This window comes from Vibrio orientalis CIP 102891 = ATCC 33934 (genome assembly GCF_000176235.1).
GTDB classification, from domain to species: Bacteria; Pseudomonadota; Gammaproteobacteria; order Enterobacterales; family Vibrionaceae; genus Vibrio; species Vibrio orientalis.
The window spans coordinates 1,923,465-1,949,421 of record NZ_ACZV01000005.1 but is presented as its reverse complement, the minus strand read 5'-3'; the positions used below and the strand labels follow the sequence as shown (position 1 = coordinate 1,949,421).

Annotated in this window: 22 protein-coding genes; 18 read left to right on the top strand and 4 right to left on the bottom strand. The window is 45.1% G+C overall.

Features of this window, described 5'->3' with window-relative positions:
- The 6 genes from secA to VIA_RS19565 all read left to right on the top strand — a co-directional run bounded on the left by secA (position 1) and on the right by VIA_RS19565 (position 10,160).
- A complete protein-coding gene (secA, locus tag VIA_RS19590; RefSeq protein ID WP_004415429.1) occupies positions 1-2,724 on the top strand; it encodes a preprotein translocase subunit SecA in 2,724 nt (907 codons plus the stop codon).
- 251 nt (positions 2,725-2,975) lie between these two features.
- Entirely contained in the window at positions 2,976-3,374 is a 399-nt protein-coding gene (gene mutT, locus VIA_RS19585) for an 8-oxo-dGTP diphosphatase MutT (protein WP_004415428.1), read from the top strand.
- A 78-nt stretch (positions 3,375-3,452) separates the two neighbouring features.
- Positions 3,453-4,277 (top strand): 4-hydroxy-tetrahydrodipicolinate reductase, encoded by an 825-nt coding sequence (gene dapB / locus VIA_RS19580; protein WP_174269816.1) that lies wholly within the window; start codon positions 3,453-3,455, stop codon positions 4,275-4,277.
- 535 nt (positions 4,278-4,812) lie between these two features.
- The gene (gene carA, locus VIA_RS19575; protein WP_004415425.1) at positions 4,813-5,952 is read left to right on the top strand and encodes a glutamine-hydrolyzing carbamoyl-phosphate synthase small subunit; all 1,140 of its coding nucleotides are present in this window, start codon (positions 4,813-4,815) and stop codon (positions 5,950-5,952) included.
- A gap of 16 nt (positions 5,953-5,968) precedes the next feature.
- On the top strand, positions 5,969-9,199 hold the full coding sequence (carB, locus tag VIA_RS19570; RefSeq protein ID WP_004415424.1) for a carbamoyl-phosphate synthase large subunit: 3,231 nt from the start codon (positions 5,969-5,971) through the stop codon (positions 9,197-9,199).
- 181 nt (positions 9,200-9,380) lie between these two features.
- A complete protein-coding gene (locus VIA_RS19565; protein ID WP_004415421.1) occupies positions 9,381-10,160 on the top strand; it encodes a TSUP family transporter in 780 nt (259 codons plus the stop codon).
- On the opposite strand, the gene VIA_RS19560 is transcribed toward VIA_RS19565, so the two are convergent.
- Positions 10,096-10,956: a LysR family transcriptional regulator gene (locus tag VIA_RS19560; protein WP_004416856.1), complete on the bottom strand. Its 861-nt coding sequence runs from the start codon at positions 10,954-10,956 to the stop codon at positions 10,096-10,098. The genes VIA_RS19565 and VIA_RS19560 overlap by 65 nt on opposite strands.
- Before the next feature lie 120 nt (positions 10,957-11,076).
- The gene (grcA, locus tag VIA_RS19555) at positions 11,077-11,454 is read right to left on the bottom strand and encodes an autonomous glycyl radical cofactor GrcA (protein WP_004415419.1); all 378 of its coding nucleotides are present in this window, start codon (positions 11,452-11,454) and stop codon (positions 11,077-11,079) included.
- A gap of 330 nt (positions 11,455-11,784) precedes the next feature.
- On the opposite strand from grcA, the gene nfo reads away from it, so the two are divergent.
- From nfo to VIA_RS19540, 3 genes are all read left to right on the top strand, one after another.
- Positions 11,785-12,660 (top strand): deoxyribonuclease IV, encoded by an 876-nt coding sequence (gene nfo, locus VIA_RS19550; protein ID WP_004415418.1) that lies wholly within the window; start codon positions 11,785-11,787, stop codon positions 12,658-12,660.
- A gap of 241 nt (positions 12,661-12,901) precedes the next feature.
- On the top strand, positions 12,902-13,588 hold the full coding sequence (gene ung, locus VIA_RS19545; RefSeq protein ID WP_004415416.1) for a uracil-DNA glycosylase: 687 nt from the start codon (positions 12,902-12,904) through the stop codon (positions 13,586-13,588).
- A 100-nt stretch (positions 13,589-13,688) separates the two neighbouring features.
- Positions 13,689-14,240 (top strand): hemerythrin domain-containing protein, encoded by a 552-nt coding sequence (locus VIA_RS19540; RefSeq protein WP_004415414.1) that lies wholly within the window; start codon positions 13,689-13,691, stop codon positions 14,238-14,240.
- 36 nt (positions 14,241-14,276) lie between these two features.
- On the opposite strand, the gene VIA_RS19535 is transcribed toward VIA_RS19540, so the two are convergent.
- Complete coding sequence (locus VIA_RS19535; protein ID WP_004415412.1) at positions 14,277-14,459, bottom strand: DUF3545 family protein; 183 nt, start codon at positions 14,457-14,459, stop codon at positions 14,277-14,279.
- 706 nt (positions 14,460-15,165) lie between these two features.
- Between VIA_RS19535 and VIA_RS19530 the strand changes: the two genes are divergently transcribed.
- The 9 genes from VIA_RS19530 to deoD all read left to right on the top strand — a co-directional run bounded on the left by VIA_RS19530 (position 15,166) and on the right by deoD (position 25,048).
- Positions 15,166-16,596, top strand: a complete 1,431-nt coding sequence (locus VIA_RS19530) for an alanine/glycine:cation symporter family protein (protein ID WP_004415409.1) — start codon at positions 15,166-15,168, stop codon at positions 16,594-16,596.
- A gap of 112 nt (positions 16,597-16,708) precedes the next feature.
- Entirely contained in the window at positions 16,709-17,485 is a 777-nt protein-coding gene (yaaA, locus tag VIA_RS19525) for a peroxide stress protein YaaA (RefSeq protein WP_004415406.1), read from the top strand.
- A 12-nt stretch (positions 17,486-17,497) separates the two neighbouring features.
- Positions 17,498-17,644 carry a DUF5363 family protein gene (locus VIA_RS22285; RefSeq protein ID WP_004416852.1) on the top strand — a complete coding sequence of 49 codons (147 nt, stop codon included), beginning with the start codon at positions 17,498-17,500 and terminating at the stop codon, positions 17,642-17,644.
- On the top strand, positions 17,644-18,417 hold the full coding sequence (locus tag VIA_RS19520) for a TatD family hydrolase (protein WP_004415403.1): 774 nt from the start codon (positions 17,644-17,646) through the stop codon (positions 18,415-18,417). Before VIA_RS22285 ends, VIA_RS19520 begins: the two co-directional genes overlap by 1 nt.
- A gap of 204 nt (positions 18,418-18,621) precedes the next feature.
- Positions 18,622-19,884: a NupC/NupG family nucleoside CNT transporter gene (locus VIA_RS19515; RefSeq protein ID WP_004415400.1), complete on the top strand. Its 1,263-nt coding sequence runs from the start codon at positions 18,622-18,624 to the stop codon at positions 19,882-19,884.
- Positions 19,885-20,487: 603 nt separating this feature from the next.
- Entirely contained in the window at positions 20,488-21,264 is a 777-nt protein-coding gene (deoC, locus tag VIA_RS19510; protein ID WP_004415398.1) for a deoxyribose-phosphate aldolase, read from the top strand.
- Positions 21,265-21,488: 224 nt separating this feature from the next.
- Positions 21,489-22,817, top strand: coding sequence for a thymidine phosphorylase (gene deoA / locus VIA_RS19505; RefSeq protein ID WP_004415395.1), 1,329 nt, complete (start codon positions 21,489-21,491; stop codon positions 22,815-22,817).
- A 200-nt stretch (positions 22,818-23,017) separates the two neighbouring features.
- A complete protein-coding gene (locus VIA_RS19500; protein ID WP_004415391.1) occupies positions 23,018-24,238 on the top strand; it encodes a phosphopentomutase in 1,221 nt (406 codons plus the stop codon).
- A 90-nt stretch (positions 24,239-24,328) separates the two neighbouring features.
- Positions 24,329-25,048, top strand: coding sequence for a purine-nucleoside phosphorylase (gene deoD, locus VIA_RS19495; RefSeq protein WP_004415388.1), 720 nt, complete (start codon positions 24,329-24,331; stop codon positions 25,046-25,048).
- 261 nt (positions 25,049-25,309) lie between these two features.
- Here deoD and VIA_RS19490 read toward each other — a convergent pair whose 3' ends face one another.
- A complete protein-coding gene (locus VIA_RS19490) occupies positions 25,310-25,915 on the bottom strand; it encodes a YtjB family periplasmic protein (RefSeq protein WP_004415385.1) in 606 nt (201 codons plus the stop codon).
- Positions 25,916-25,957 lie beyond the last annotated feature (42 nt).

The following is a 25,957-nucleotide window of genomic DNA, read 5'->3' as shown; positions in this document are numbered from 1 at the left end:
ATGATAACTAAGCTACTGACAAAGGTACTTGGCAGTCGCAATGACCGAACACTGCGCCGCCTGAGAAAGATTGTAAAAGAAATTAATAACTACGAGCCGACCTTTGAAGCACTTTCTGATGAAGAATTGAAAGCTAAAACGGTCGAGTTCCGTCAGCGCTTAGAGCAAGGTGAAACGCTAGATAAGCTACTGCCAGAAGCATTTGCGACGGTACGTGAAGCATCGAAGCGTGTTTACGGCATGCGCCACTTTGACGTGCAGCTTATCGGCGGCATGGTACTAAACGCAGGTCAAATTGCTGAAATGCGTACCGGTGAAGGTAAAACACTGACTGCAACGCTACCAGCTTACCTAAATGCGCTTAAAGGAGCGGTTCACGTAGTAACCGTGAACGACTACCTAGCTAAGCGTGATGCGGAAACCAACCGCATTCTATTCGAATTCTTAGGTATGACGGTTGGTATTAACGTGCCAAACATGCCTCCTCAAGAAAAGAAAGAAGCGTACCAAGCGGACATTCTTTACGGTACAAACAACGAGTTTGGTTTTGACTACCTACGTGACAACATGGCTTTCCGTGCGGAAGACCGCGTACAGCGTGAACGTTACTTTGCTATCGTCGATGAGGTTGACTCGATCCTAATCGATGAAGCACGTACCCCACTGATCATTTCAGGCCCTGCTGAGGATAGCTCTGAGCTATACACGCGAATCAATACTTTGATTCCTCATCTACAAAAGCAAGACCAAGAAGATTCTGAAGAGTACCGTGGCGACGGTCACTACACTGTCGATGAAAAATCTAAACAAGTTCACCTGACTGAAACAGGTCAAGAGTTTGTTGAAGAGTTGATGATCAAAAACGGTCTGATGGAAGAAGGTGATACGCTTTATTCACCAACCAACATTAGTCTGTTACACCACGTGAATGCGGCACTTCGTGCTCATGTTCTATTTGAAAAGAACGTCGACTATATCGTTAACGAAGATGGCGAAGTGGTTATCGTTGATGAACATACTGGCCGTACGATGCCAGGTCGTCGTTGGTCTGAAGGTCTTCACCAAGCGGTAGAGGCGAAAGAAGGCGTTAAGATTCAGAACGAGAACCAGACGCTAGCGTCTATCACTTTCCAGAACTTCTTCCGTTTATACGAAAAACTGTCTGGTATGACAGGTACTGCAGATACTGAAGCGTTTGAGTTCCAGTCTATCTACGGCCTAGAAACGGTGGTTATTCCAACGAACAAGCCGATGATTCGTGATGATATGCCAGATATGGTTTATCGTACTGAAACAGACAAGTTCAACGCAATTATCGAAGATATCAAAGAGCGCGTTGCAAAAGGTCAGCCGAGCCTTGTTGGTACCGTGTCTATCGAAAAATCTGAGCTTCTTTCAAATGCCCTGAAGAAAGCGAAAATTAAACACAACGTACTTAACGCTAAGTTCCACGAAAAAGAAGCAGAAATCGTTGCCGGAGCAGGTACTCCAGGCGCGGTGACTATCGCAACTAACATGGCCGGTCGTGGTACCGATATCGTGTTAGGCGGTAGTTGGCAGTCGAAGGTTGAAGCATTAGCTGATCCTACGCCAGAACAAATTGCAGAAATCAAAGCAGAGTGGAAGAAAGTACACGACGCAGTGCTTGAAGCGGGTGGTCTACACATCATTGGTACTGAGCGTCACGAATCTCGTCGTATCGATAACCAGCTACGTGGTCGTTCTGGTCGTCAGGGTGATGCCGGTTCTTCACGTTTCTACCTATCGATGGAAGATTCACTACTACGTATCTTCACTTCTGATCGTATGGCGAGCCTAATCCAGAGTGGTATGGAAGAAGGTGAAGCGATTGAATCTAAGATGCTATCTCGCTCAATCGAAAAAGCGCAACGTAAAGTGGAAGGTCGTAACTTCGATATTCGTAAACAGCTACTTGAATACGATGATGTTGCTAACGATCAACGTAAAGTGGTTTACGAGCTGCGCGATGAGTTAATGAGCGCTGAAGACATCAGTGAGATGATCGAACACAACCGTGCAGATGTTCTGACGGCTGTAATTGATGAATACATCCCACCACAATCTCTAGAAGATATGTGGGACGTAGAAGGTCTACAAGATCGTCTGAAGAATGACTTCGATATTGATGCGCCAGTTAAACAGTGGCTTGAAGAAGACGACAAGCTATACGAAGAAGCGCTACGTGAAAAGATTCTTGAAACAGCAGTAGCTGTTTACAAAGAGAAAGAGACCGTAGTTGGCGAGCAAGTACTGCGTAACTTCGAAAAGTCAGTGATGCTGCAAACGCTAGATACGCTTTGGAAAGAGCACTTGGCGGCAATGGATCACTTACGTCAGGGTATCCACCTACGTGGCTATGCACAGAAGAACCCGAAACAAGAGTACAAGCGTGAGTCGTTTGAACTATTTGAAGGTCTTCTTGATGCACTGAAATCAGATGTGATCACTATCCTGTCTAAGGTGCGCGTTCAACAGCAAGAAGAAGTTGAGCGTATGGAAGCTCAGCGTCAAGCTCAAGCTGAAGAAGCAGCACGTCGTGCTCAAGCTCAGCATGCAGCAGCGGAAAACCCACTTTCTGACCGTGAAGAGTCTGATGACGCACATCAGCCAATGGTACGTGAAGAGCGTAAAGTTGGCCGTAACGAGCCTTGCCCATGTGGTAGTGGTAAAAAATACAAGCAGTGTCACGGTCAGATTAACTGATTAGGCATCGCTATATAAATATTGAAGAGTCGCTTAGGCGGCTCTTTTTATATGCGAATTTAATTAGTTATCTCGATATAAGAAGAAAAGTCGTCATTCCCTATAGCGAAGAATGAGCGTAGTAGGGAATCATCGCATGATGATTTGGCTTTGGATTGTTGTGGTATGAGATCCCCAACTCAGTCGTTCCTCCTTGCTTGAGGATGACACTGACTAGATTATCTAAGCGTTTTATTTAGGAACATTATCTTATGAAAAGAATTCACATCGTAGCAGCAATCATCTTCAATCAAGATAAGTCACAAGTTTTTATCACTAAGCGCCCAGATGATAAGCACAAAGGTGGTTTTTGGGAGTTCCCTGGTGGCAAAGTAGAGCAGGGGGAAACTATCGAGCAAGCGATGGTACGTGAATTAGAAGAAGAGATCGGTATTACCACTACTGAGCAGCAGTTGTTTGAACATCTGGAGTTTGATTATCCAGATAAATCATTGAAGTTTGATTTCATCTTGGTGACTCAATTTGAAGGTCAACCTTATGGCAAAGAAGGTCAGCAAGGCGAGTGGGTCGCGGTTGAGAATCTTGCTGATTATGCCTTCCCTGAAGCGAATGTGCCGATTTTAGAGCGAGTGATAAAAGAGTTTGCTTAGGCTCTAGCCACTGATGACGATTGTTGATAGTTTATTGAGACAGATTGGAATAACTGCGAAGACGCAGATTAGAAAAGAATGGAGAACAGCGCAATGGTAAGAATTGCAGTTGCAGGTGCAGCGGGCCGTATGGGGCGCAACCTAGTCAAAGCAACGTACAACAATGAAAATGCAGCAGTCGCAGCAGGATCTGAACGCCCAGAGTCGTCACTCGTCGGTGTTGATTTGGGTGAGCTGTGTGGTGAAGGTAAATTTGATGTTGTTGTCACGGATGATCTTGCCAAACAAATTGAGCAGTTCGATGTGATCATTGATTTCACCGCACCAGTGAGCACGCTTGCTAACCTAGAGCTGTGCCGTCAGCATGGCAAAAGCATTGTGATTGGTACAACGGGCTTTTCTGATGAAGAGCGAGCTAAGATCGATGAAATCGCCAAACAAGTGCCTGTAGTTATGGCACCGAACTACTCAGTCGGTGTGAACCTGGTATTTAAGCTGCTAGAAAAAGCCGCCAAAGTAATGGGCGATTACTGTGATGTCGAAATCGTTGAAGCGCACCACCGTCATAAAGTAGACGCTCCTTCAGGTACAGCAATTGGTATGGGAGAGGCGATTGCCGGCGCAATGGGTAATCAACTCAGTGATGTTGCTGTGTATGCTCGTGAGGGCATTACTGGTGAACGTACCAAAGATGAAATTGGCTTCGCCACGATTCGAGCTGGGGATATCATCGGTGAGCATACTGCTATGTTTGCTGACATCGGTGAGCGCGTTGAAATCACCCATAAGGCAACAGATCGTATGACTTTTGCCAACGGTGCGGTTAAAGCTGCGGTGTGGCTAAAACAGAAGCCTGCAGGCTTTTACACAATGACAGATGTGTTGGGACTCAATGACCTATAACAACTGCTATTAGCTTAGTTTCTTAAATGCTAGAAATTGGCTGTGATTTATAAATAGATAATTATGCGCTGGGCTTGCCCGGCGCTTTTTGTTTTTTGTCGTTAGTGGTTAGGGTGCTAGCAGTGCAACACCTTAATATTCACCCTGAGTTTATTGTTGTTTTTATGGTCTTGGGTGTGTTTTTTGTCTGTTGTGGTTAAAAGTTGGTGTGAAGTTGAGTGGTGCAACGTTTGCGTAATTTTTGGGGACAAAACTGTGATCTCAAATTATCTTCAAACTATAGAAATCACAAATCATTAATCATCTCCCCATGAAAGAGCAACTAAACGTAGGTTTTTGGAGGTCTAAAATGGTTTTTTGCTTTAACTGCCCTAAATGCTAAATTTATTTTTAGGCCTGTATTGACAGTTGTGACCAGTGTCATTAGAATACCGCCAATTTGTCTAATTTCCATAAACACGCACTTTTGAGTGTTGCAGGAAGGTAGATTTGCAAATTAAATCAATTTTAATGCATTTTTATTCCGGAGGTTGTCTTGAGTAAGTCAGCACTGCTAGTCCTAGAAGATGGGACAGTATTCCACGGTGAATCCATTGGCGCAGATGGTTCTGCTGTCGGTGAAGTCGTTTTTAACACCTCGATGACGGGGTACCAAGAAATCCTCACTGATCCTTCCTATTCTCAACAAATTGTTACTCTTACTTACCCTCACATTGGCAATACCGGAACCAATTCCGAAGACGAAGAATCTTCTTCAATCCACGCTCAAGGCCTTGTGATTCGCGATCTCCCTCTTATCGCTTCTAACTTCCGTAACGAACAATCCCTCTCTGACTACCTTAAATCGCAAAATATCGTCGGCATTGCTGATATCGATACGCGTAAGCTTACGCGAATTCTGCGTGAGAAAGGTGCTCAAAACGGTTGTATCTTAGCAGGCAACAATATCGACGAGGCTCTAGCTCTGGCTAAAGCGAAAGAATTCCCTGGCCTAAAAGGTATGGATCTTGCGAAAGAAGTTACAACAAAAGAAGCGTATCAATGGAAACAGGGTTCGTGGACGCTCGAGGGTGGCCTTCCTGAAGCAAAAGACGACAGCGAATTGCCATATCACGTTGTTGCCTACGACTTCGGTGCAAAACGAAACATCCTGCGCATGCTTGTTGACCGCGGCTGCCGCTTAACGGTTGTTCCTGCTGAAACATCAGCAGAAGAAGTATTGGCGCTTAACCCAGATGGTGTTTTCTTATCAAATGGCCCTGGTGACCCAGAACCATGTACTTACGCGATTGAAGCAACAAAAGTATTCCTAGATAAAGGTCTGCCAATTTTCGGCATCTGTCTTGGACACCAAATCCTAGCTCTTGCTTCTGGCGCACAAACAGTGAAGATGAAGTTTGGTCACCACGGTGCTAACCACCCAGTTAAAGACCTAGACCGCAACGTTGTCATGATCACTTCTCAGAACCACGGTTTTGCTGCAGATGAAGCAACACTGCCTGAGAATCTACGTGCAACTCACGTATCGCTATTTGATGGTTCACTGCAAGGTATTCACCGTACAGACAAACCAGCGTTTAGCTTCCAAGGTCACCCAGAGGCGAGCCCAGGTCCAGAAGACGCGGCACCACTATTTGACCACTTTATCGAACTCATTAAACAACACAGCGCTTAATTCGGAGTAGTAGAGAATGCCAAAACGTACTGACTTAAAAAGTATTCTAATTCTAGGTGCAGGCCCGATTGTTATCGGTCAGGCATGTGAGTTTGACTACTCTGGTGCTCAAGCATGTAAAGCACTGCGTGAAGAGGGTTACCGAGTTATCCTTGTGAACTCTAACCCTGCAACCATCATGACTGACCCAGACATGGCGGATGCAACTTACATTGAACCTATCCAATGGGAAGTGGTTCGTAAGATTATTGAGAAAGAGCGTCCAGATGCAGTACTACCAACAATGGGTGGTCAGACTGCGCTTAACTGTGCTCTAGACCTAGAAAAACACGGCGTACTTGAAGAGTTCGGTGTGGAAATGATTGGTGCAACGGCTGACGCTATCGATAAAGCAGAAGACCGTTCTCGCTTCGATAAAGCGATGAAGTCTATTGGCCTTGAGTGTCCGCGTGCAGATACAGCGAAAACTATGGAAGAAGCTTACGGCGTTCTCGATATGGTTGGCTTCCCATGTATCATTCGTCCATCATTCACTATGGGTGGTACTGGTGGTGGTATCGCTTATAACAAAGAAGAATTCGAAGAGATTTGTCGTCGCGGTTTAGACCTTTCTCCAACCAACGAGCTTCTAATCGATGAATCATTAATCGGTTGGAAAGAGTACGAGATGGAAGTGGTTCGTGACAAAGCGGACAACTGTATCATCGTATGTGCGATTGAAAACTTTGACCCAATGGGTATCCACACGGGTGACTCAATCACAGTTGCTCCAGCTCAGACACTAACAGACAAAGAATACCAACTGATGCGTAACGCATCTCTAGCGGTACTTCGTGAAATCGGTGTTGAGACGGGTGGTTCAAACGTACAGTTTGGTATTAACCCTAAAGATGGCCGTATGGTTATCATCGAGATGAACCCACGTGTATCTCGCTCTTCTGCTCTAGCATCGAAAGCAACGGGTTTCCCAATCGCGAAGATTGCAGCGAAACTGGCTGTTGGTTATACACTTGATGAGCTACAGAACGATATCACTGGTGGTGCAACTCCTGCATCATTTGAACCAACAATCGACTACGTTGTAACTAAGATTCCTCGCTTTAACTTCGAGAAATTTGCTGGCGCGAACGACCGTCTAACGACGCAAATGAAGTCAGTTGGTGAAGTGATGGCTATCGGTCGTAACCAACAAGAATCGCTACAAAAAGCACTTCGTGGTCTAGAAGTCGGCGCGACAGGCTTTGATGAAATGGTTGATCTAGATGCACCTGATGCTCTAACAACAATTCGTCACGAGCTTAAAGAAGCTGGCGCAGAGCGTATCTGGTACATCGCTGATGCATTCCGTGCGGGTATGTCAGTAGACGGTGTGTTTAACTTAACGCAAATCGACCGTTGGTTCCTAGTTCAAATCGAAGACATCGTGAAGCTAGAGCAAGAGCTTAAAGCGAAAGGTTTTGCTGGTCTGAACAAAGATGAACTGAAAAAACTTAAGCGTAAAGGTTTTGCTGATGCGCGCCTATCTAAGATTCTAGGTGTGTCTGAAAGTGAAATTCGTCGTCTACGTGACCAGTACGATATCCACCCAGTTTACAAGCGCGTAGATACGTGTGCGGCGGAGTTCTCGTCTGATACGGCTTACATGTACTCATCTTACGATGACGAGTGTGAAGCGAACCCAACAGACAAAGAGAAGATCATGATTCTAGGCGGCGGTCCAAACCGTATCGGCCAAGGTATTGAATTTGATTACTGTTGTGTACACGCATCACTAGCGCTACGTGAAGATGGCTACGAAACTATCATGGTTAACTGTAACCCTGAGACAGTTTCTACAGACTACGATACATCTGACCGTCTTTACTTCGAACCAGTAACTCTGGAAGATGTACTAGCAATCGTTCGTGTTGAGAAGCCAAAAGGCGTTATCGTTCAGTACGGTGGTCAAACTCCACTTAAACTGGCTCGTGCTCTTGAAGCTGCTGGCGTGCCAATTATCGGTACTAGCCCTGACGCAATCGACCGTGCAGAAGACCGTGAGCGTTTCCAAGTTGCTGTAGACCGTCTAGGCCTACTTCAGCCAGAAAACGCGACAGTAACAACAATGGAGCAAGCGATAGAGAAATCTCGCGAAATTGGCTTCCCACTCGTTGTTCGTCCTTCTTACGTACTGGGTGGTCGTGCGATGGAAATCGTATACGACGAGCAAGACTTACGTCGCTACTTCAACGAAGCGGTTAGCGTATCGAACGAATCGCCAGTACTGCTTGATAGCTTCCTAGATGACGCTGTTGAAGTGGACATCGATGCTATCTGTGATGGTGAGCGCGTGGTTATCGGCGGTATCATGGAGCACATCGAGCAAGCGGGTGTTCACTCAGGTGACTCAGCATGTTCGCTTCCTGCATACACGCTAAGCCAAGAAATCCAAGACGTAATGCGCGAGCAAGTTGAAAAGCTAGCGTTCGAGTTGGGTGTTCGTGGCCTGATGAACACGCAGTTTGCGGTTAAGAACAACCAAGTATACCTAATCGAGGTGAACCCTCGTGCAGCACGTACGGTACCGTTCGTATCTAAAGCCACAGGCGCGCCAATTGCTAAGATTGCAGCACGTGTAATGGCGGGTCAATCGCTAGAGTCGCAAGGCTTTACGAAAGAGATCATCCCACCATACTACTCAGTGAAAGAAGTGGTACTGCCATTCAACAAGTTCCCTGGTGTTGACCCACTATTAGGCCCAGAAATGCGCTCTACTGGTGAAGTTATGGGTGTTGGTGCAACGTTCGCTGAAGCGTACTCTAAAGCTGAGCTTGGTTGTGGCAATGTTTACCCTGAAGGTGGTCGTGCACTGCTTTCTGTTCGTGAAGGTGACAAAGAGCGTGTTGTCGACCTAGCATCTAAGCTTTCTAAGCTTGGCTACCAGCTAGACGCAACGCACGGCACTGCAGTTATTCTTGGCGAAGCGGGTATCAACCCACGCCTAGTGAACAAGGTACATGAAGGCCGTCCTCACATTCTTGACCGTATCAAGAACAACGAGTACACCTACATCGTGAACACTGCGGCTGGCCGTCAAGCGATTGAAGATTCTAAAGTTCTTCGCCGTGGTGCACTGGCTGAGAAAGTGAACTACACCACAACGCTAAACGCAGCATTTGCCGTCTGTATGGCACATACCGCTGACGCTAAAACGTCAGTCACTTCAGTTCAGGAGCTACACGCTAAAGTCGCTGAGAACGAAGCGTAATAACAAGCAGTAGGCTCACAACGGAGCCTATCTGACTACTACATAGCCCGCTCACTAGAGCGGGCTTTTTTATTGTCTAACCGTTGAAAAATAGGAATGGGTTTAAGTCTAATCTTTCGTTAAAAGAATGGTTAACTTGATGGTATTTTGCACTTATAGACTTGTAAATGATTGATAGAAAATGGAACTGACACTCGAAATCTTAACCATCTTGTTCTTTGTCGCCACCGTAGCAGGTTTTATTGATGCTATGGCTGGTGGTGGTGGCTTGTTAACCTTGCCTGCGCTACTGGCTGCTGGTGTGCCGCCAACGCAGGCACTTGCGACCAATAAACTGCAAAGCTCATTCGGTAGCTTCTCTGCCAGTTGGTATTTCGTACGCAACGGTATTGTCAGTATCAAAGAGATGCGTGTGGCGATCGCTTGCACTTTCATCGGCTCTGCAGTTGGTGCTGAGGCGGTGCAGTATATTGATGCTGGCGTGTTAACGAGCCTTATCCCGCTGTTATTGGTCGCTATCTCGCTCTATTTTTTACTGATGCCGAAAACCAGAGAGCAATCAGGCAAAGCAAAAATCTCTGAAGCCATGTTTGCCTTTAGTGTCGGTGGCGGCGTTGGTTTCTATGATGGCTTCTTTGGTCCAGGTACAGGTTCGATTTTTACTGTCTGTTTTGTCGCACTTGGTCACTTCTCACTCGTCGATGCGACCGCTCGTACTAAGGTGCTCAACTTTACTTCCAATATCGCCGCGTTGCTGTTTTTTATCCTTGCTGGTTTGCCTATCTGGGAGTTAGGTCTTGTGATGGCTGTCGGTGGTTTTATGGGGGCGCAATTGGGGGCGAAAGTGGTGGTGAGCAAAGGGCAAAAATGGATTCGCCCTTTGGTGATTACCATGTCTATGCTAATGGCGATGAAGCTACTCTGGGAACAGCATCAGCAATGGTTTCTATCAATGTTTTAACCCGTGGTGATTGGTAAACACTTTGCCTGACGCAAATGTGAATTGGTCTAATCAACGATTCAAGTTGCTTAAACTGAAAGCAGTGACTGTCCGGTATGTTAAGTGCTCTGACGATAGAGAGTGGGATAAGTGCGGGTGCTGCGCCCCCTAAGGCTAATTGAGCTGCGGCAGTATATGCATCCATTTCCATCGCAGGTTTAATACCTAACTTGGCTAGAGCGGGAAGTTGATAACTGTTGGATGGGTTCGTAAGGTCATTGGTGATGACTCTCTCAGGTAGTTTGTTTGGTTGTTTATCACTGACGATAAAAAAGGGTTCATCACATAGATGAAATGCCTTTAAGCCATGTTGCGCCGGTAGTTGACCGGCACAAAGGCCTATAGTGGCTTTACCTGATTGGACTCGTTCGACGATTCTAGGCGTGTGATTGGTCGTTATCGTTAGGTACTTATCTTGTTTAAGGTAATCACCGATCGTTTTTCCCAAGTAACCTGCAATGAGAGATTTCGAACTATCTAGGGTGATTAATGAGGTGTCTTCAAGTTCCTGCTGCTCATAGATGAGGCCACGTAACTCATTGAATGAGGGACCAATGGTCTCGATTAAAGCAATACCGTCGGGTGTCAGCTTTATCGAGCGCCCGGAAGGCTCGATCAGTTTTTTGCCTAACTTCTTTTCCAGATTCGCTACACGCTTACTTACTGCCGATTGGCTTATATAGAGTAAGCTCCCTGTGCGGCTCATGGTTTTTGCTTTACTTAAAACAAGTAAGGTCTCAATGCCTTCCAGTAGCATATAGTTCACCTTAGGTGATAACGAATGCTGTTAATGTACCTTATGCTGAGTGGAGTAGGGTATAGCGGAAAACAAAAAAGGCGCTCAATGAGCGCCTTTTTTAAAATAACTGACTGAGAATTATAGAGACTCAGTGAAAGTACGTGCGATTACGTCACGTTGCTGTTCAGTTGTTAGTGAGTTGAAACGAACTGCGTAGCCAGAAACACGAATAGTTAGCTGAGGGTAGTTCTCTGGGTGTGCAACTGCGTCTTCTAGAGTCTCACGCTTAAGAACGTTAACGTTTAGGTGCTGACCACCTTCGATACGTGGAGCTGTTTCGATAGCAACTTCACGGCTTTCGTAGTCACCAAGATCGTTGATTGCGATTACTTGGTCAGCTTCGTAGCCAGAGTTTGCAGCTACACAACGAGCTTCGTTCTTCTCGCTGTCTAGTAGCCAGATAGAGTTTAGTAGGTCGTCATTTGCTGCTTTAGTGATTTGAATACCTTGAATCATTACTATCTCCTAGTCCACTTAACGTGGTTAATTGGTGTTAATTTTCGATTTTTAGTGAGCTACGTATTATATAGCGAATATCCCTTATGATAATATTGATTTAAGTCAAAAAACAACCAAAAACATTATTTTTATGGTGGTTATTTTCTTGTTCTAAATCAATAAAATCTTTGAAAACAATATAGTTACAATTTATTTGATAATATAAAAAATATTTAATAACTCATTTTGTTGTAAATTTACTACAAAATGAGTCGGAGGTTTGAGCTCTCTCTTTTAAATAACTGTTTTAAAGGGGGCTGGCTGAAAGTGAAAGGTGATTAAGTAACAATGATTAAAAAAGCAACAGGTAACAAGTATATAGGTGCGCATGTCTCTGCGGCTGGTGGGGTTGACCAAGCGCCATTGCGTGCGCGTGAGATCGGTGCGAATGCCTTTGCGCTCTTTACTAAGAATCAACGTCAGTGGGTGGCGAAACCACTTGAAGCTAGCACCATCAGCGCATTTAAAGCTAACTGCAAAATGTTAGGTTTTGCTAGCGAACAGATTCTTCCTCATGATTCCTATTTAATAAACTTAGGCGCACCGGAAGAGGAAAAGTTGGAAAAATCACGCGCAGCCTTTATTGATGAGATGGAACGCTGTGAGCAACTCGGGTTAACCTTGCTGAATTTTCATCCTGGGAGTCATTTAAAGAAGATATCTGAGAAAGAGTGCTTAGCGAGAATCGCAGAATCGATCAATCTTGCACACCAAGCAGTTTCTAATGTGGTCGCAGTGATTGAGAACACGGCAGGGCAGGGGACGAACCTTGGTTGGCGTTTCGAACACCTCGCCGAGATCATTGAACAAGTCGAAGATAAGTCGCGTGTCGGTGTATGTATTGATACTTGTCATACCTTTGCCGCAGGCTATGACTTAAGTTCGCTCGAGGCTTGTGAAGCGACATTTGCTGAGTTTGATCGCGTTGTTGGGATGCAATATTTGCGTGCAATGCACATTAATGACTCAAAGATTGCCTTAGGCGGCAAGGTCGATAGGCACCATGCTTTGGGCAAAGGTGAAATTGGCTGGGACTGTTTTGAGTATATATCTAAAGATGCACGATTTGATGGTATCCCTTTGATTCTAGAGACGATAGAGCCTGAACTTTGGCCTCAAGAAATTGAAACGATGCGTCAGTTCCACCTGCAAGCTTTAGCTTAATCGAGAAGTATGTAGCAATGTGGCATTAATCTTTCATAGCTTTTTATGAAGTCACAATATGAGGATGCCACTATGCCTTTTACTTACTCTCACGTTTCGAGCCGCACTGTACGTCTACCTTTGCCAAATCGACATATTACGGGTCAAGGTCACTACCGTACTCCTCAAAAACACTAACCCCTTTGTTCCTTCTACTATTTTTGCGACAATGACAGCGCATATATAGTAGAAGGAATGGGTCATGAATACCTCACTTACCTGGCATGATGTTATTGGTGTAGAAAAGCAGCAAGAGTACTTTCAGCAAACGCTCTCTTTTGTTGAGGCGGAGCGTGCGGCCGGAAAAGTGGTATTCCCGCCAGCGTCGGACGTTTTTAATGCGTTTAAGGCGACAGAGTTTGCCGATGTCAAAGTCGTGATCATTGGCCAAGATCCTTACCATGGACCTAATCAAGCCCACGGGTTATGTTTCTCCGTTTTACCTGGGGTAAAAACGCCACCTTCACTGGTCAATATGTACAAAGAACTCGCTCAAGACATTGAAGGGTTTGAGATCCCACCGCATGGCTATTTGCAAAGTTGGGCGCAGCAAGGTGTCTTATTGCTTAATACGGTATTGACGGTAGAGCAAGGTAAGGCACACTCACACGCAAAAAGTGGTTGGGAGACCTTTACCGATAAAGTCATAGAGGCAATCAACCAACATCAGTCTGGGGTTGTGTTTCTTCTATGGGGAGCACATGCGCAAAAGAAAGGTCGCTTTATCGATCGCGCAAAGCACCATGTGTTGTCAGGCCCTCACCCGTCACCGCTTTCTGCACACCGTGGCTTTTTTGGCTGCCGCCACTTCTCTCAGACTAATGCAATTCTCGCCTCTCAGGGGCAGAGCACGATTCAATGGCAGCTTCCGATGCAGGTCAATGTGTAACTGATACTCACAAGTGTCTGATTAAAATCTGAACAAGATCAAAGCGTCTCTTCTTATACTCTAATACACTCATTAAAAGTAAGTGTTAAGGAGAGACACTATGATGATTGAAAGAATCAAGCGTGAGCATGGCTATATGGTGCGCCTACTGGCCATATTGCGCCATAAATTAGCGGTATTAAAAGATGAGCGCAGCGTTAACTATGGTGTGTTAAGAGAGATTGTCGACTATCTAGCCAATCATTCTGAGAGGGTACATCACCCTAAAGAGGACATCTTATATCACCACTACTTGACTCATTATGGTCATCACAAGGGAATTGATAACCTAGAGTTAGAGCACAAAACGCTCTCTGAGCAAACGCACGAGTTTCTCAATATTGTCGATATGGTGCTCCAAGATGCCGTAGTGCCGCAAAGCTTGTTCATTGAGCAACTTGAGTCATTCCTAAATGCGCAACGAAGCCACTTAGAAATGGAAGAGAAGCACATCTTTCCCTATCTAATGGAAACGTTCACCACCAAAGATTGGCAAATCGTCGAAGAGCAATGGACCGTGTGTGAAGACGATCCTGTTTTTGGCGAAACCATCGCTGAGCAATATCAGCAGATCGCTGAGCGTGTCCGTCAAAATGCTCATGAAAGCATCTAAAATTAAAAAAGAGGCGTAATGCCTCTTTTTTAATAATCAGTATTCGGCTGCGTTTAAATCATCATAGCCGATATCCATATCCATCAGTTCTTTTTGCAAGCGTTGGCGATCTTTAATTGCTTCAATTTCTCGCCATTTGCGCTTCACAGGTTTTGAGCGACTAGCTCTACCTCTCGGTAAGTCCTGTTCGAAAATTTCGTCAAAGTTTAAGCCTTCCATAAGCTACCTCTTTATGATCATCTTTCCTTTAATCGGGCATGTTTTTAATACCATATCTAAAACTAACCTAACTTTGATTCGTTTCTCATTTGTTACGTTTCAATGAAGTTTTTACGCATATTGTCTGAGGGAGTCACAAAAAAATCGGGTCTATTCGCTGTTTTTTTGAGCATTTGATTCGACGAAAACGATTAAATTGTCTCTAGCGGTATGTTAATTCTGTGTGTGAATTTTGACTTAGAGATGACAAGTTCAATTATGCACATATAAAATTGGAGCATAGTGCGCCACTTTACAGCGTGCTGTTTTTTATAATGAGTTGGACGCCTTATAATGCAAGGCATTGTCGCTGAGTCGGTATAGAGGGAATACTCAGCAGCGTGATTCAAGGAATGTTGGTGAGAAATTAATGGAATGTTCTGTTTTGATTGCTGGTATGTGTAAGTGGCTGTTAATTACTGGTGACCATCTAGTGAAAAATAACATTTTAATGTAGCTAGTTGCATATTGATTTTTGTCGTTCTTCACTGCATTATCCGCCCGTCAAAAAATACGCTGATACGTAAAATGGAAGCATGAAGCGAGTTTTACAGATCTAGACTGCACAATATAACAATACCAATACTAAGCAATCTTGACACTTAGTAAGGCGGTCAGATGGAAGGCTTGGAAGCAAAGATTAGCGAAAACTCAATATGAGGATGTTATGACAGACTTAATTAATTTAATGAATGACCTGCTATGGGGCTCCATTCTTGTTTATCTTCTAGTCGGTGTTGGAATCTACTTTACAGTCCGTTTGGGCTTTATCCAATTCCGTCACTTTGGCCACATGTTCTCAGTCTTAAAGAACAGCCGTAAAGCAGACAAAGCTGGTATCTCTTCTTTCCAAGCTCTTTGTACTAGTTTAGCTGCACGTGTTGGTACCGGTAATATGGCCGGTGTCGCCGTAGCGCTTACTGCTGGTGGTCCAGGTGCTATTTTCTGGATGTGGCTTATCGCCATGCTAGGTATGGCGACATCATTCGCTGAAAGTACCTTAGCGCAGCTATACAAAACCAAAGATGACGACGGCAACTACCGTGGCGGTCCTGCATACTACATGGAGAAAGGCCTAGGTATGCGTTGGATGGGCGTACTGTTCTCTGTATTCCTAATTATCGCATTCGGTCTTGTGTTTAACGCAGTACAAGCGAACTCTATCGCAAACGCGATGCACAACGCATTCGGTTGGGAAGACACCTACGTAGGTGCTGTAGTTGTGCTACTTTCATCGGTAGTGATTTTTGGCGGCATCAAGCGTATTGCACGTGTAGCAGAGTTAGTCGTTCCAATCATGGCATTAGCTTACTTGCTACTGGCAATGTTCGTTATGGTGATGAACATTGAGAAGCTTCCTGCTGTTCTTACCTTAATCATCAAGAGTGCATTCGGTCTACAAGAAGCCGCTGCTGGTGGTTTGGGTTACGCAATTGCACAAGCGATGATTAACGGTATCAAACGCGGTCTATTCTCAAACGAAGCGGGTATGGGTTCTGCGCCTAACGCAGCAGCATCGGCAACGCCTTACCCACCGCACCCAGCATCGCAAGGTTATGTGCAAATGCTAGGTGTATTCATGGACACGATTGTTATCTGTTCTGCGACAGTTGCAATCATCCTGATGTCAGGAGAGTACGTGCCGCATGGTGAAGTAACGGGTATCGAATTGACTCAGAGCGCGCTAAGTTCGCAAGTGGGTGAATGGGGTGGAATCTTTGTTGCAGTAGCGATTTTCTTCTTCGCATTTACTTCAATCATCGCTAACTACTCTTACGCTGAAACTAACCTGATCTTCTTAGAGCACAACCACAAAGCAGGCCTAGGTATCTTCCGTATCATCGTGTTAGGTATGGTGATGTTTGGTGCAGTCGCATCGCTACCGGTTGTTTGGGCTCTTGCAGACGTCTCTATGGGTCTAATGGCGATTGTTAACTTGGTAGCGATTCTTCTACTATCAGGTATAGTGATTAAGCTTGCGAAAGACTACAACCGCCAGCTAGATGAAGGTAAAGTGCCAACGTTTGACTCGAACGACTTCCCTGAGCTGAAATCTCAGCTTGAAGATGGTATTTGGGATCAGAATAAGAAAAACTGATCGAACGCCATAGATAACGTCTATTAAAACGATTCAAAAAGCCATGCAGACAATGCATGGCTTTTTTTGTACCCTAAACTCAATAAAACAAAGATATGGATAGAGTAAAGTCATGTTAATCGTCGTTTCTCCAGCGAAAACCTTAGATTATGAATCCCCATTGGCGACAGAGAAGTTCACTCAGCCAGATTTGGTTGAGTTCTCAAAACAGCTGATTGAAGTGTGCCGCAAGCTCACTCCTGCAGGCGTTGCAAGTTTGATGAAAGTGAGTGACAAGATTGCCGATTTAAACGTTGGCCGCTTTCAAGAGTGGAGTGAAGAGTTTACGACGGATAACTCGCGCCAAGCGATTCTTGCGTTTAAAGGCGATGTTTATACTGGCCTAGATGCCCAATCTCTGTCTGAAGAGGACTTTGCTTATGCACAAGAGCATTTACGCATGCTCTCTGGCCTGTATGGTTTACTTAAGCCTCTCGACTTGATGCAGCCATATCGCTTAGAGATGGGTACCAAGCTGGCGAATGATAAAGGCAGCAACCTTTATCAATTCTGGGGTAACGTTATCACTGAGAAGCTCAATGAAGCTATCGAAGCCCAAGGCGATAACGTGCTTATCAACCTTGCATCGAATGAATACTTCAAAGCGGTAAAACCAAAAGCGTTAGATGCGCAGGTGATTACGCCGGTATTTAAAGATTGTAAGAATGGCCAATATAAAGTGATCAGCTTCTACGCTAAAAAAGCGCGCGGTATGATGGCGCGTTACATCATTGAGAATCGTATCTCTAGCGTCGCGGACTTAACCAAATTTGATACCGCGGGCTATTACTTTGTAGAAGAAGAATCAACACCGACTGAGCTAGTCTTTAAGCGAGAAGAGCAGAAATAGAAGGGGATGGGGATGCGCAGTTGGTTGAAGCGTCAATTAGCAAAGTATGATGCGTGGTGTTCGTCTCTTGGATTGACCCCCGAGTATAAGCGCAGCTGTGTTCCTTATCGCACTGACCCGAGTTCTGAGAACTCTGATAAAACTAAGGCGCAAAAGTAATGCGCCTTTTTGATACCCACTGTCATTTCGACTTTGACATCTTCCAAGGCGACTTTGACGCTCAACTTAAGTCAGCCAATGCGCAAGGTGTCTCGCGCTTTGTTGTCCCATCTATTGGTTCAAGTAATTGGGCCCAAGTGCAACAAATGGCGGCAGAGCATGCCAGCATCTACTTTGCACTCGGAATCCACCCTTACTTTCTTCATCAACAAAGTATTGATGAATTGCCTACCTTAAAAGAGCTGCTTAACCAGCGTGGAAATCAGTGCGTCGCCGTGGGTGAGTGTGGCTTAGATGCGATGGTGGAGGTCGATATGGTTCTTCAAGAAAAGGTGTTTATCGAACAGGTCGCTCTTGCAACATATTATCAACTTCCGCTTATTCTCCATTGCCGGAAAACACACAACCGAATGGTGCAAATTTTGAAGCAAGAAAGGTTTCAATATGGTGGTATTTTGCACGGTTTTTCGGGTAGCTATCAGCAAGCGATGCAATTTATTGAGCTCGGTTTTTACATCGGAGTCGGTGGTGTGATCACCTATCCAAGGGCAAACAAAACCAGACAAGCTATAGTTAGCCTGCCCATTGAAAAGTTAGTGTTAGAAACGGATTCACCGGACATGCCATTAAATGGGTATCAGGGCAAGCCTAATCACCCGAAGATGATAGGTGAAATTTTGGCCTGCCTCGCATCTCTTAAGGGAATGTCAAGGCAAACGATTGCTGAAATCGTTTGGAAAAATAGCAATTCAGCGTTCGGTATTTGTGAATAATTTCTAAATAAATTGTTCGATTGATGATTACCTAAAGCCTTAAAGGTGATCTCGTTCACGTAAATGAGTGAATGGGTCATGAATCTTATTAGAAACTGTGAGGGTGGCATTACTTTATCATTGGCCGGATGAGTATAATTGCCCCGCTTTTTGAGCTCCATTTTGTAACACGCCAACAAATAACATATAAGGAAGTCATAAACTATGAGCCTGTTTATGAGCCTAGTCGGCATGGCAGTATTGCTAGGACTTGCATTACTACTGTCAGATAACCGCAAAGCTATCAATCTAAGAACTGTGGGTGGCGCATTTGCTATCCAATTTATCATCGGTGGTTTCGTTCTTTACGTACCATGGGGTCGTGACCTTCTAGCTGGTTTTTCAGCTGGTGTACAGAACGTTATCGATTACGGTAAAGACGGTACTGGTTTCCTATTCGGCAGCCTAGTTAACTTCTCAGTTGACGGTATCGGTTTCATCTTTGCTTTCCAAGTACTACCAACGCTAATCTTCTTCTCTGCGCTAATTTCTGTACTTTACTACATCGGTGTGATGCAGTGGGTTATCAAGATTCTTGGTGGCGGTCTACAAAAAGCACTAGGTACTTCACGTGCCGAGTCAATGTCTGCAGCAGCTAACATTTTCGTAGGTCAAACAGAAGCACCTCTAGTGGTTCGCCCGTTTGTACCAAAAATGACTCAATCTGAGCTATTTGCAGTAATGTGTGGTGGTCTAGCGTCAGTTGCTGGTGGTGTACTAGCAGGTTACGCATCTATGGGTGTACCTCTAGAGTACCTTGTAGCAGCATCATTCATGGCAGCACCTGGTGGTCTACTATTCGCTAAAATCATCAAGCCTGAAGTTGATACTCCAGACGAAGATTTGGACAACAACATTGATGGTGGTGACGACAAGCCAGCTAACGTTATCGACGCAGCAGCAGGCGGTGCATCAGTTGGTCTACAACTAGCACTTAACGTTGGCGCAATGCTACTAGCATTCGTTGGTCTAATCGCGCTAGTTAACGGCATCCTAGGTGGCGTTGGCGGTTGGTTCGGTATGGAGAACCTAACTCTAGAACTACTACTAGGTTGGTTGTTCGCTCCTCTAGCATTCCTAATTGGTGTGCCATGGGCTGAAGCAACATTTGCTGGTTCTTTCATCGGTCAAAAACTGGTTGTAAACGAATTCGTAGCGTACCTAAACTTCGTACCTTACGTTGGTGATGCGGCACAAGTTGTTCCAGCAACAGGTGCAGTAATGTCTGAGAAGACTCAAGCAATCATCGCATTCGCACTATGTGGTTTCGCAAACCTTTCTTCTATCGCGATTCTACTAGGTGGTCTAGGTAGCCTTGCTCCTGCACGTCGTCATGACATCGCTCGTATGGGTGTTAAAGCGGTTTGTGCTGGTACACTATCTAACCTGATGGCAGCGACAATTGCTGGCTTCTTCCTATCTTTCTAATTAAGTAGATAGATTATATAGACGCCGTTTTAAAAAGCCCCGTAGACACACTTTGGTGTGCGCTACGGGGCTTTTTTGTTTTTCTTTCCTTAGAAAGAGAGCAGTCTAATTATATTTAGACAATAGGTTCGTTGCGTTAGGAGATCGAGAAGATTGAGCAAACGTTAAACAGAATCTTTTTTGAGATACAAACCGTTTGCGCTCTATGAGCCACTACAGATTTTCGACGAATATCTATAATGTATAGTTGTAGGAAGTAGGGAACACTTTTGAATGAAGTGTTTTGGCCTTGGATGAATTCGAGGTGCTTGCTTCTATTGCATTCAAGATGAATTGAAATGTTTTAGCTAGCGTTGATTAATACAAGGAGTATGATTAGCGCCGGCCGCGGCGAAAGCTGCGTATACCGTTAGACACTCAATCGCAGATTGTTGTGCCATAGACCAAACTGGTACTGTGCGGTGACAAGGATAGCAATTAGGGGTTAATTCGCTGTTTACCCCTGAGTCTTCAAGGAACCAAGTCCGTTCATTAATGACTACATCGCCAACTTGAATTGACAGGTTGAGCAGTAAAATTTTTGAATATTGATCGGAGATAGAAATGAGCGATTTAAAAGCAGCAGCACTACGTGCACTTAAACTAATGGACCTAACTACGCTGAATGATGACGACACTGACGCGAAAGTTATTTCACTATGTCATGACGCAAAATCAGCAGTAGGTAACACAGCTGCAATCTGTATTTACCCTCGCTTTATTCCTATTGCTAAGAAGACACTTCGTGAGCAAGGTACACCAGACGTTCGCATCGCGACCGTAACTAACTTCCCACACGGTAACGACGACATCGAAATCGCAGTTGCAGAGACTAAAGCGGCAGTCGCTTACGGCGCGGATGAAGTAGACGTAGTATTCCCTTACCGTGCTCTAATGGCAGGTAACGAAGAAGTTGGCTTCGAGCTAGTTAAGCAATGTAAAGAAGCGTGTGGTGACATCCTTCTTAAAGTGATCATCGAAACTGGTGAGCTAAAAGAAGAAGCACTCATCAAGAAAGCGTCTGAAATCTGTATCAAAGCAGGTGCAGACTTCATTAAAACTTCAACGGGTAAAGTGCCAGTAAACGCAACTCCAGAATACGCTCGCATGATGCTTGAAGTGATTCGTGACATGGGTGTTGCAGAATCTGTTGGCTTCAAACCAGCGGGTGGTGTTCGTACTGCAGAAGATGCGCAAGCGTACTTAGCAATGGCTGATGAAATCCTAGGTGACAACTGGGTTGATGCTCGTCACTACCGTTTCGGTGCGTCAAGCCTATTAACAAACCTACTTAATACATTAGAAGTGACAGACGAGACTGCTGATCCAGCAGCATACTAATTTTCTCGTCCTATTTGACGCCGCAGCGTTGTTGACTGCGTAAGTTCATCCTAATTACATAGAGCCTCTATGCTCATAGGAATGAACTTACTTGTCGCCTAACTGCAACGCCAAATATTAAGAGAATTGATAAAAATAAAGTCTGTTTGGTGGAGTAGTAATTCACTGCTCCACATTACCTCTTTACCTTACAACCATCGCTACCTTTAGCGTGGGAGGATCTAATGTACTTACCTCAAGAAATTATCCGTAAAAAGCGTGACGGCGAAGTGCTAAGCGCAGAAGAAATTAACTTCTTTATCCAAGGCGTTGCCAACAACTCTGTCTCTGAAGGTCAGATTGCGGCATTTGCAATGGCTATCTTTTTCAATGAAATGACAATGCCTGAGCGTATCGCACTAACGTGTGCAATGCGTGATTCTGGTATGGTGATCGACTGGAGCCACAAAGAATTTGGTGGTCCTATCGTTGATAAACACTCAACGGGTGGTGTGGGTGACGTAACTTCTCTAATGCTTGGCCCTATGGTGGCAGCGTGCGGTGGTTTCGTTCCTATGATCTCTGGTCGTGGCCTTGGTCACACTGGCGGTACACTAGACAAGCTTGAGTCAATTCCTGGCTACAACATCACACCGACTAACGAAGTGTTTGGTGATGTAACCAAAGAGGCTGGTGTGGCAATTATCGGCCAAACGGGCGACTTAGCGCCAGCAGACAAGCGTGTTTACGCAACTCGTGATATTACCGCGACAGTAGACAACATCTCGCTTATCACTGCTTCAATTCTGTCTAAGAAATTGGCTGCGGGTCTTGAGTCTCTAGTTATGGATGTAAAAGTAGGTTCTGGTGCATTTATGCCAACTTATGAAGCATCTGAAGAGCTAGCAAAATCCATCGTAGCGGTAGCAAACGGTGCAGGCACTAAGACAACAGCAATTCTAACTGACATGAACCAGGTGCTGGCTTCTTCAGCGGGTAACGCAGTAGAAGTTCGTGAAGCGGTTCAGTTCCTGACTGGAGAATACCGTAACCCTCGTCTACTTGAAGTGACGATGGCGTCATGTGCTGAAATGTTGGTGCTTGCGAAACTTGCAGAAAGCACTGAAGACGCACGTGCGAAACTGATGGAAGTGCTAGATAACGGCAAAGCATCTGAGTGTTTCGGTAAGATGGTTGCCGGTCTAGGTGGCCCAGTAGATTTCGTAGAGAACTACGATAACTACCTAGAAAAAGCGCAAATCATTAAACCAGTATTTGCTGATGAGTCTGGTGTTGTTTCAGCAATGGACACGCGTGCTATCGGTATGGCGGTTGTTTCTATGGGTGGTGGTCGCCGCGTAGCAACGGACGTAATCGACTACGCAGTCGGCTTTGATGGTTTTATTCGCTTGGGTGAACAGGCGTCAAGTGACAAGCCTCTTGCCGTTATCCATGCTCGCAGTGAAGAGCAGTGGCAAGAAGCAGCGAACGCATTGAAAGCAGCGATCACGGTTGGTGGTGAATATACCCCGACTCCGGAAGTGTATCGTCAGATTCGTGCGGAAGATCTTTAAACTCTTCATATTTGAACTTGCAGCGGAGTCAACTGCGCTCACTCACCGGAACGCCGGCCGCCCCAGTTACATAGACGAGCGATGCTCAGGGGGCTCGCTTGCTTGTTGCCTAGCTGTAAGTCCAACTATCTTGAGTTGAATTATTATTATTAGATTGGTCGATTGAGTTTTTGCTCTCGACCAATGAAAGGAAGAGAGCAATGAAAAGAGCATTTATTTTAGTCTTAGACTCATTTGGTATCGGTGCAACGGCTGATGCGAAAGATTTTGGTGATGTAGGTTCAGATACCATGGGCCATATTGCAGAGCAGTGTGATAAAGGCTTGGCAGACAACGCGGATCGTAGTGGCCCGTTAACATTACCAAACCTGACCAAACTTGGCCTAGCGATGGCGCACAAAGAGTCGACAGGCAGTTTTGCTCCGGGTCTTGATGCCGATGCTGAAATCATTGGTGCTTACGGCCATGCCGCTGAGCTCTCTTCTGGTAAAGATACTCCTTCTGGTCACTGGGAAATCGCAGGTGTTCCTGTATTGTTTGATTGGGGCTACTTCACTGATAAAGCAAACAGCTTCCCGAAAGAGCTAACAGACCGCATTCTTGAGCGCGCAGGTCTTGACGGTTTCCTAGGTAACTGCCACGCGTCAGGTACTCAAGTTCTTGATGATTTGGGTGAAGAGCACATGAAGACTGGCCAACCTATCTTCTATACGTCTGCTGACTCTGTTTTCCAAATTGCATGTCATGAAGAAACATTCGGCCTAGACCGTCTTCTAGAGCTGTGCCAAATCGCGCGTGAAGAGCTGGAAGACTACAACATTGGCCGTGTTATCGCTCGTCCATTCATTGGCCCTGGTAAGGGACAGTTTGAGCGTACCGGTAACCGTCGTGACTTATCAGTTGAACCACCTTCAGCAACGATTCTTCAGAAGCTAGTGGAAGAGAAAGGCGGCGAAGTTCACTCGATCGGTAAGATCTCTGATATTTATGCCGGCTGTGGTATCACGAAGAAGACCAAAGCAACGGGCATCCCAGCACTGTTTGAAGCAACAAAAGAAGCCATTAAAGAAGCGGGTGATAACACTATCGTGTTCACTAACTTCGTTGATTTCGATTCTGCTTACGGTCACCGTCGTGATGTTGCAGGCTACGCAGCGGCACTCGAGTACTTTGATGGTCGTATCCATGAAGTGATGGAGCTGATGGAAGAAGACGATATTCTGATTCTAACCGCTGACCATGGTTGTGACCCAACTTGGCCAGGTAGCGACCACACGCGTGAACATATCCCAGTGATCGTTTACGGTGCAAAAGTACCAGCAGGCTCTTTAGGCCTTCGTGATACGTTTGCTGATATTGGTCAGACGTTAGCGAGTCACTTTGGTACGTCACCAATGGATTACGGTAAAAACTTTCTGTAATTCTAAATAGATATTTCAAATAGAGGGCTTGTCCCTCTATTATTTTGTTTATTGCTTACTTATATCCGATTAAGAAAAGGAAACTAAATCATGGCAACTCCACATATCAACGCAGAAATGGGTGCATTCGCAGACGTCGTATTAATGCCGGGTGACCCTCTACGTGCTAAATACATTGCGGAAAACTTCCTGGAAGACGTTGTACAGGTATGTGATGTACGCAATATGTACGGTTTCACGGGTACTTACAAAGGCCGTAAAGTATCGGTAATGGGTCACGGTATGGGTATCCCATCGTGCTCTATCTACGCGACAGAGCTTATCAAAGACTTCGGTGTGAAGAAGATTATCCGTGTAGGTAGTTGTGGTGCGGTAAGTGAAGATATTAAAGTTCGCGATGTTGTGATTGGCATGGGCGCGTGTACAGATTCGAAAGTAAACCGTATTCGTTTTAAAGGTCATGATTTTGCTGCTATCGCGGATTACAAGATGGTTCGTGCCGCTGAAGATGCAGCTAAAGCGCGTGGCATTGAAGTAAAAGTGGGTAACCTGTTCTCTGCAGAACTGTTCTACACGCCAGATCCAGAAATGTTCGACGTAATGGACAAATACGGCATTGTCGGTGTTGAGATGGAAGCCGCGGGCATCTACGGTGTGTGTGCTGAATACGGTGCAAAAGCTCTGACTATCTGTACGGTTTCTGATCATATCAAGACAGGTGAGCAAACGACTTCAGATGAGCGTCAAACTACCTTTAACGATATGATGATCATTGCCCTCGATTCTGTTCTTCTTGGTGATGAAGAGTAATCATCACTTTTCTCTCTCGTCATTCCATAGAACGACGGAGGGGTGAGTAGGGGATCTCTAGAGGCTTTCTACTCACTTCAAGAGATCCCCAACTCGCTCGTTCCTCACTCTCGGGGAGCACAGGTTTAACCTGACGAAGGAGTGAGTAGGGAATCTCTTCGAGTGTTCTATGGACTTAAATCACTCACTCTTCTTTCTCGGTGATGACGAATTAAAAAGGGTTAATGCTTAGCATCAACCCTTTTTGTTTTCTGGTACTGACTACATATCTTTAAGCAGTAAATTTTCACCCTTACGCTTATTTGGCTTACGACGAATAATCAGCGTCAGCAATAAACCTGCAATGAAACTCATCCCCACCATGGTGTACATGTAGCGATCACTCTTGCGGTAGTAGTGATCGGAAAACGCCGTTAGCTTACCTGTTTCAAAGGTAATACGAACAAAGCCAATTACGCTGCCATCTTTTAGTACTGGCTCGACCAATTGCTGCTTACCGATTCGAGCGGTCTGAAGGGGGGTATCAAGCCCGAGAATCTCTCGGACTGAGGTAGCTTGGTCACTTGCTGCTAGTTTAACCCCTTCTGCGTCATAGATGGTTGCATCAACAACGAGATTATCTTTCGCCAGTTGGTTAGTCAGTTTCAATAAACGCTCTTGATCTTGTGTGACGATCATATCGCTGGCTGACAATGAAGCTTGAGAGATGAGGATATCGGTTAAGGTCTCTAATTGGTTGGCTTGAATCTGCTCGTTACCTTTCGTGATTTTGACACTATTGATACCAATAGTAGCAACCATGGCAATTAACGAGGCCGTTGCCAATACCTTCAGTGCAATACGAAAAGAAAACAGAGATGAGTCCATTTTTCACCTAAATAGAGGATAATTATACTTTAGAGCATATTG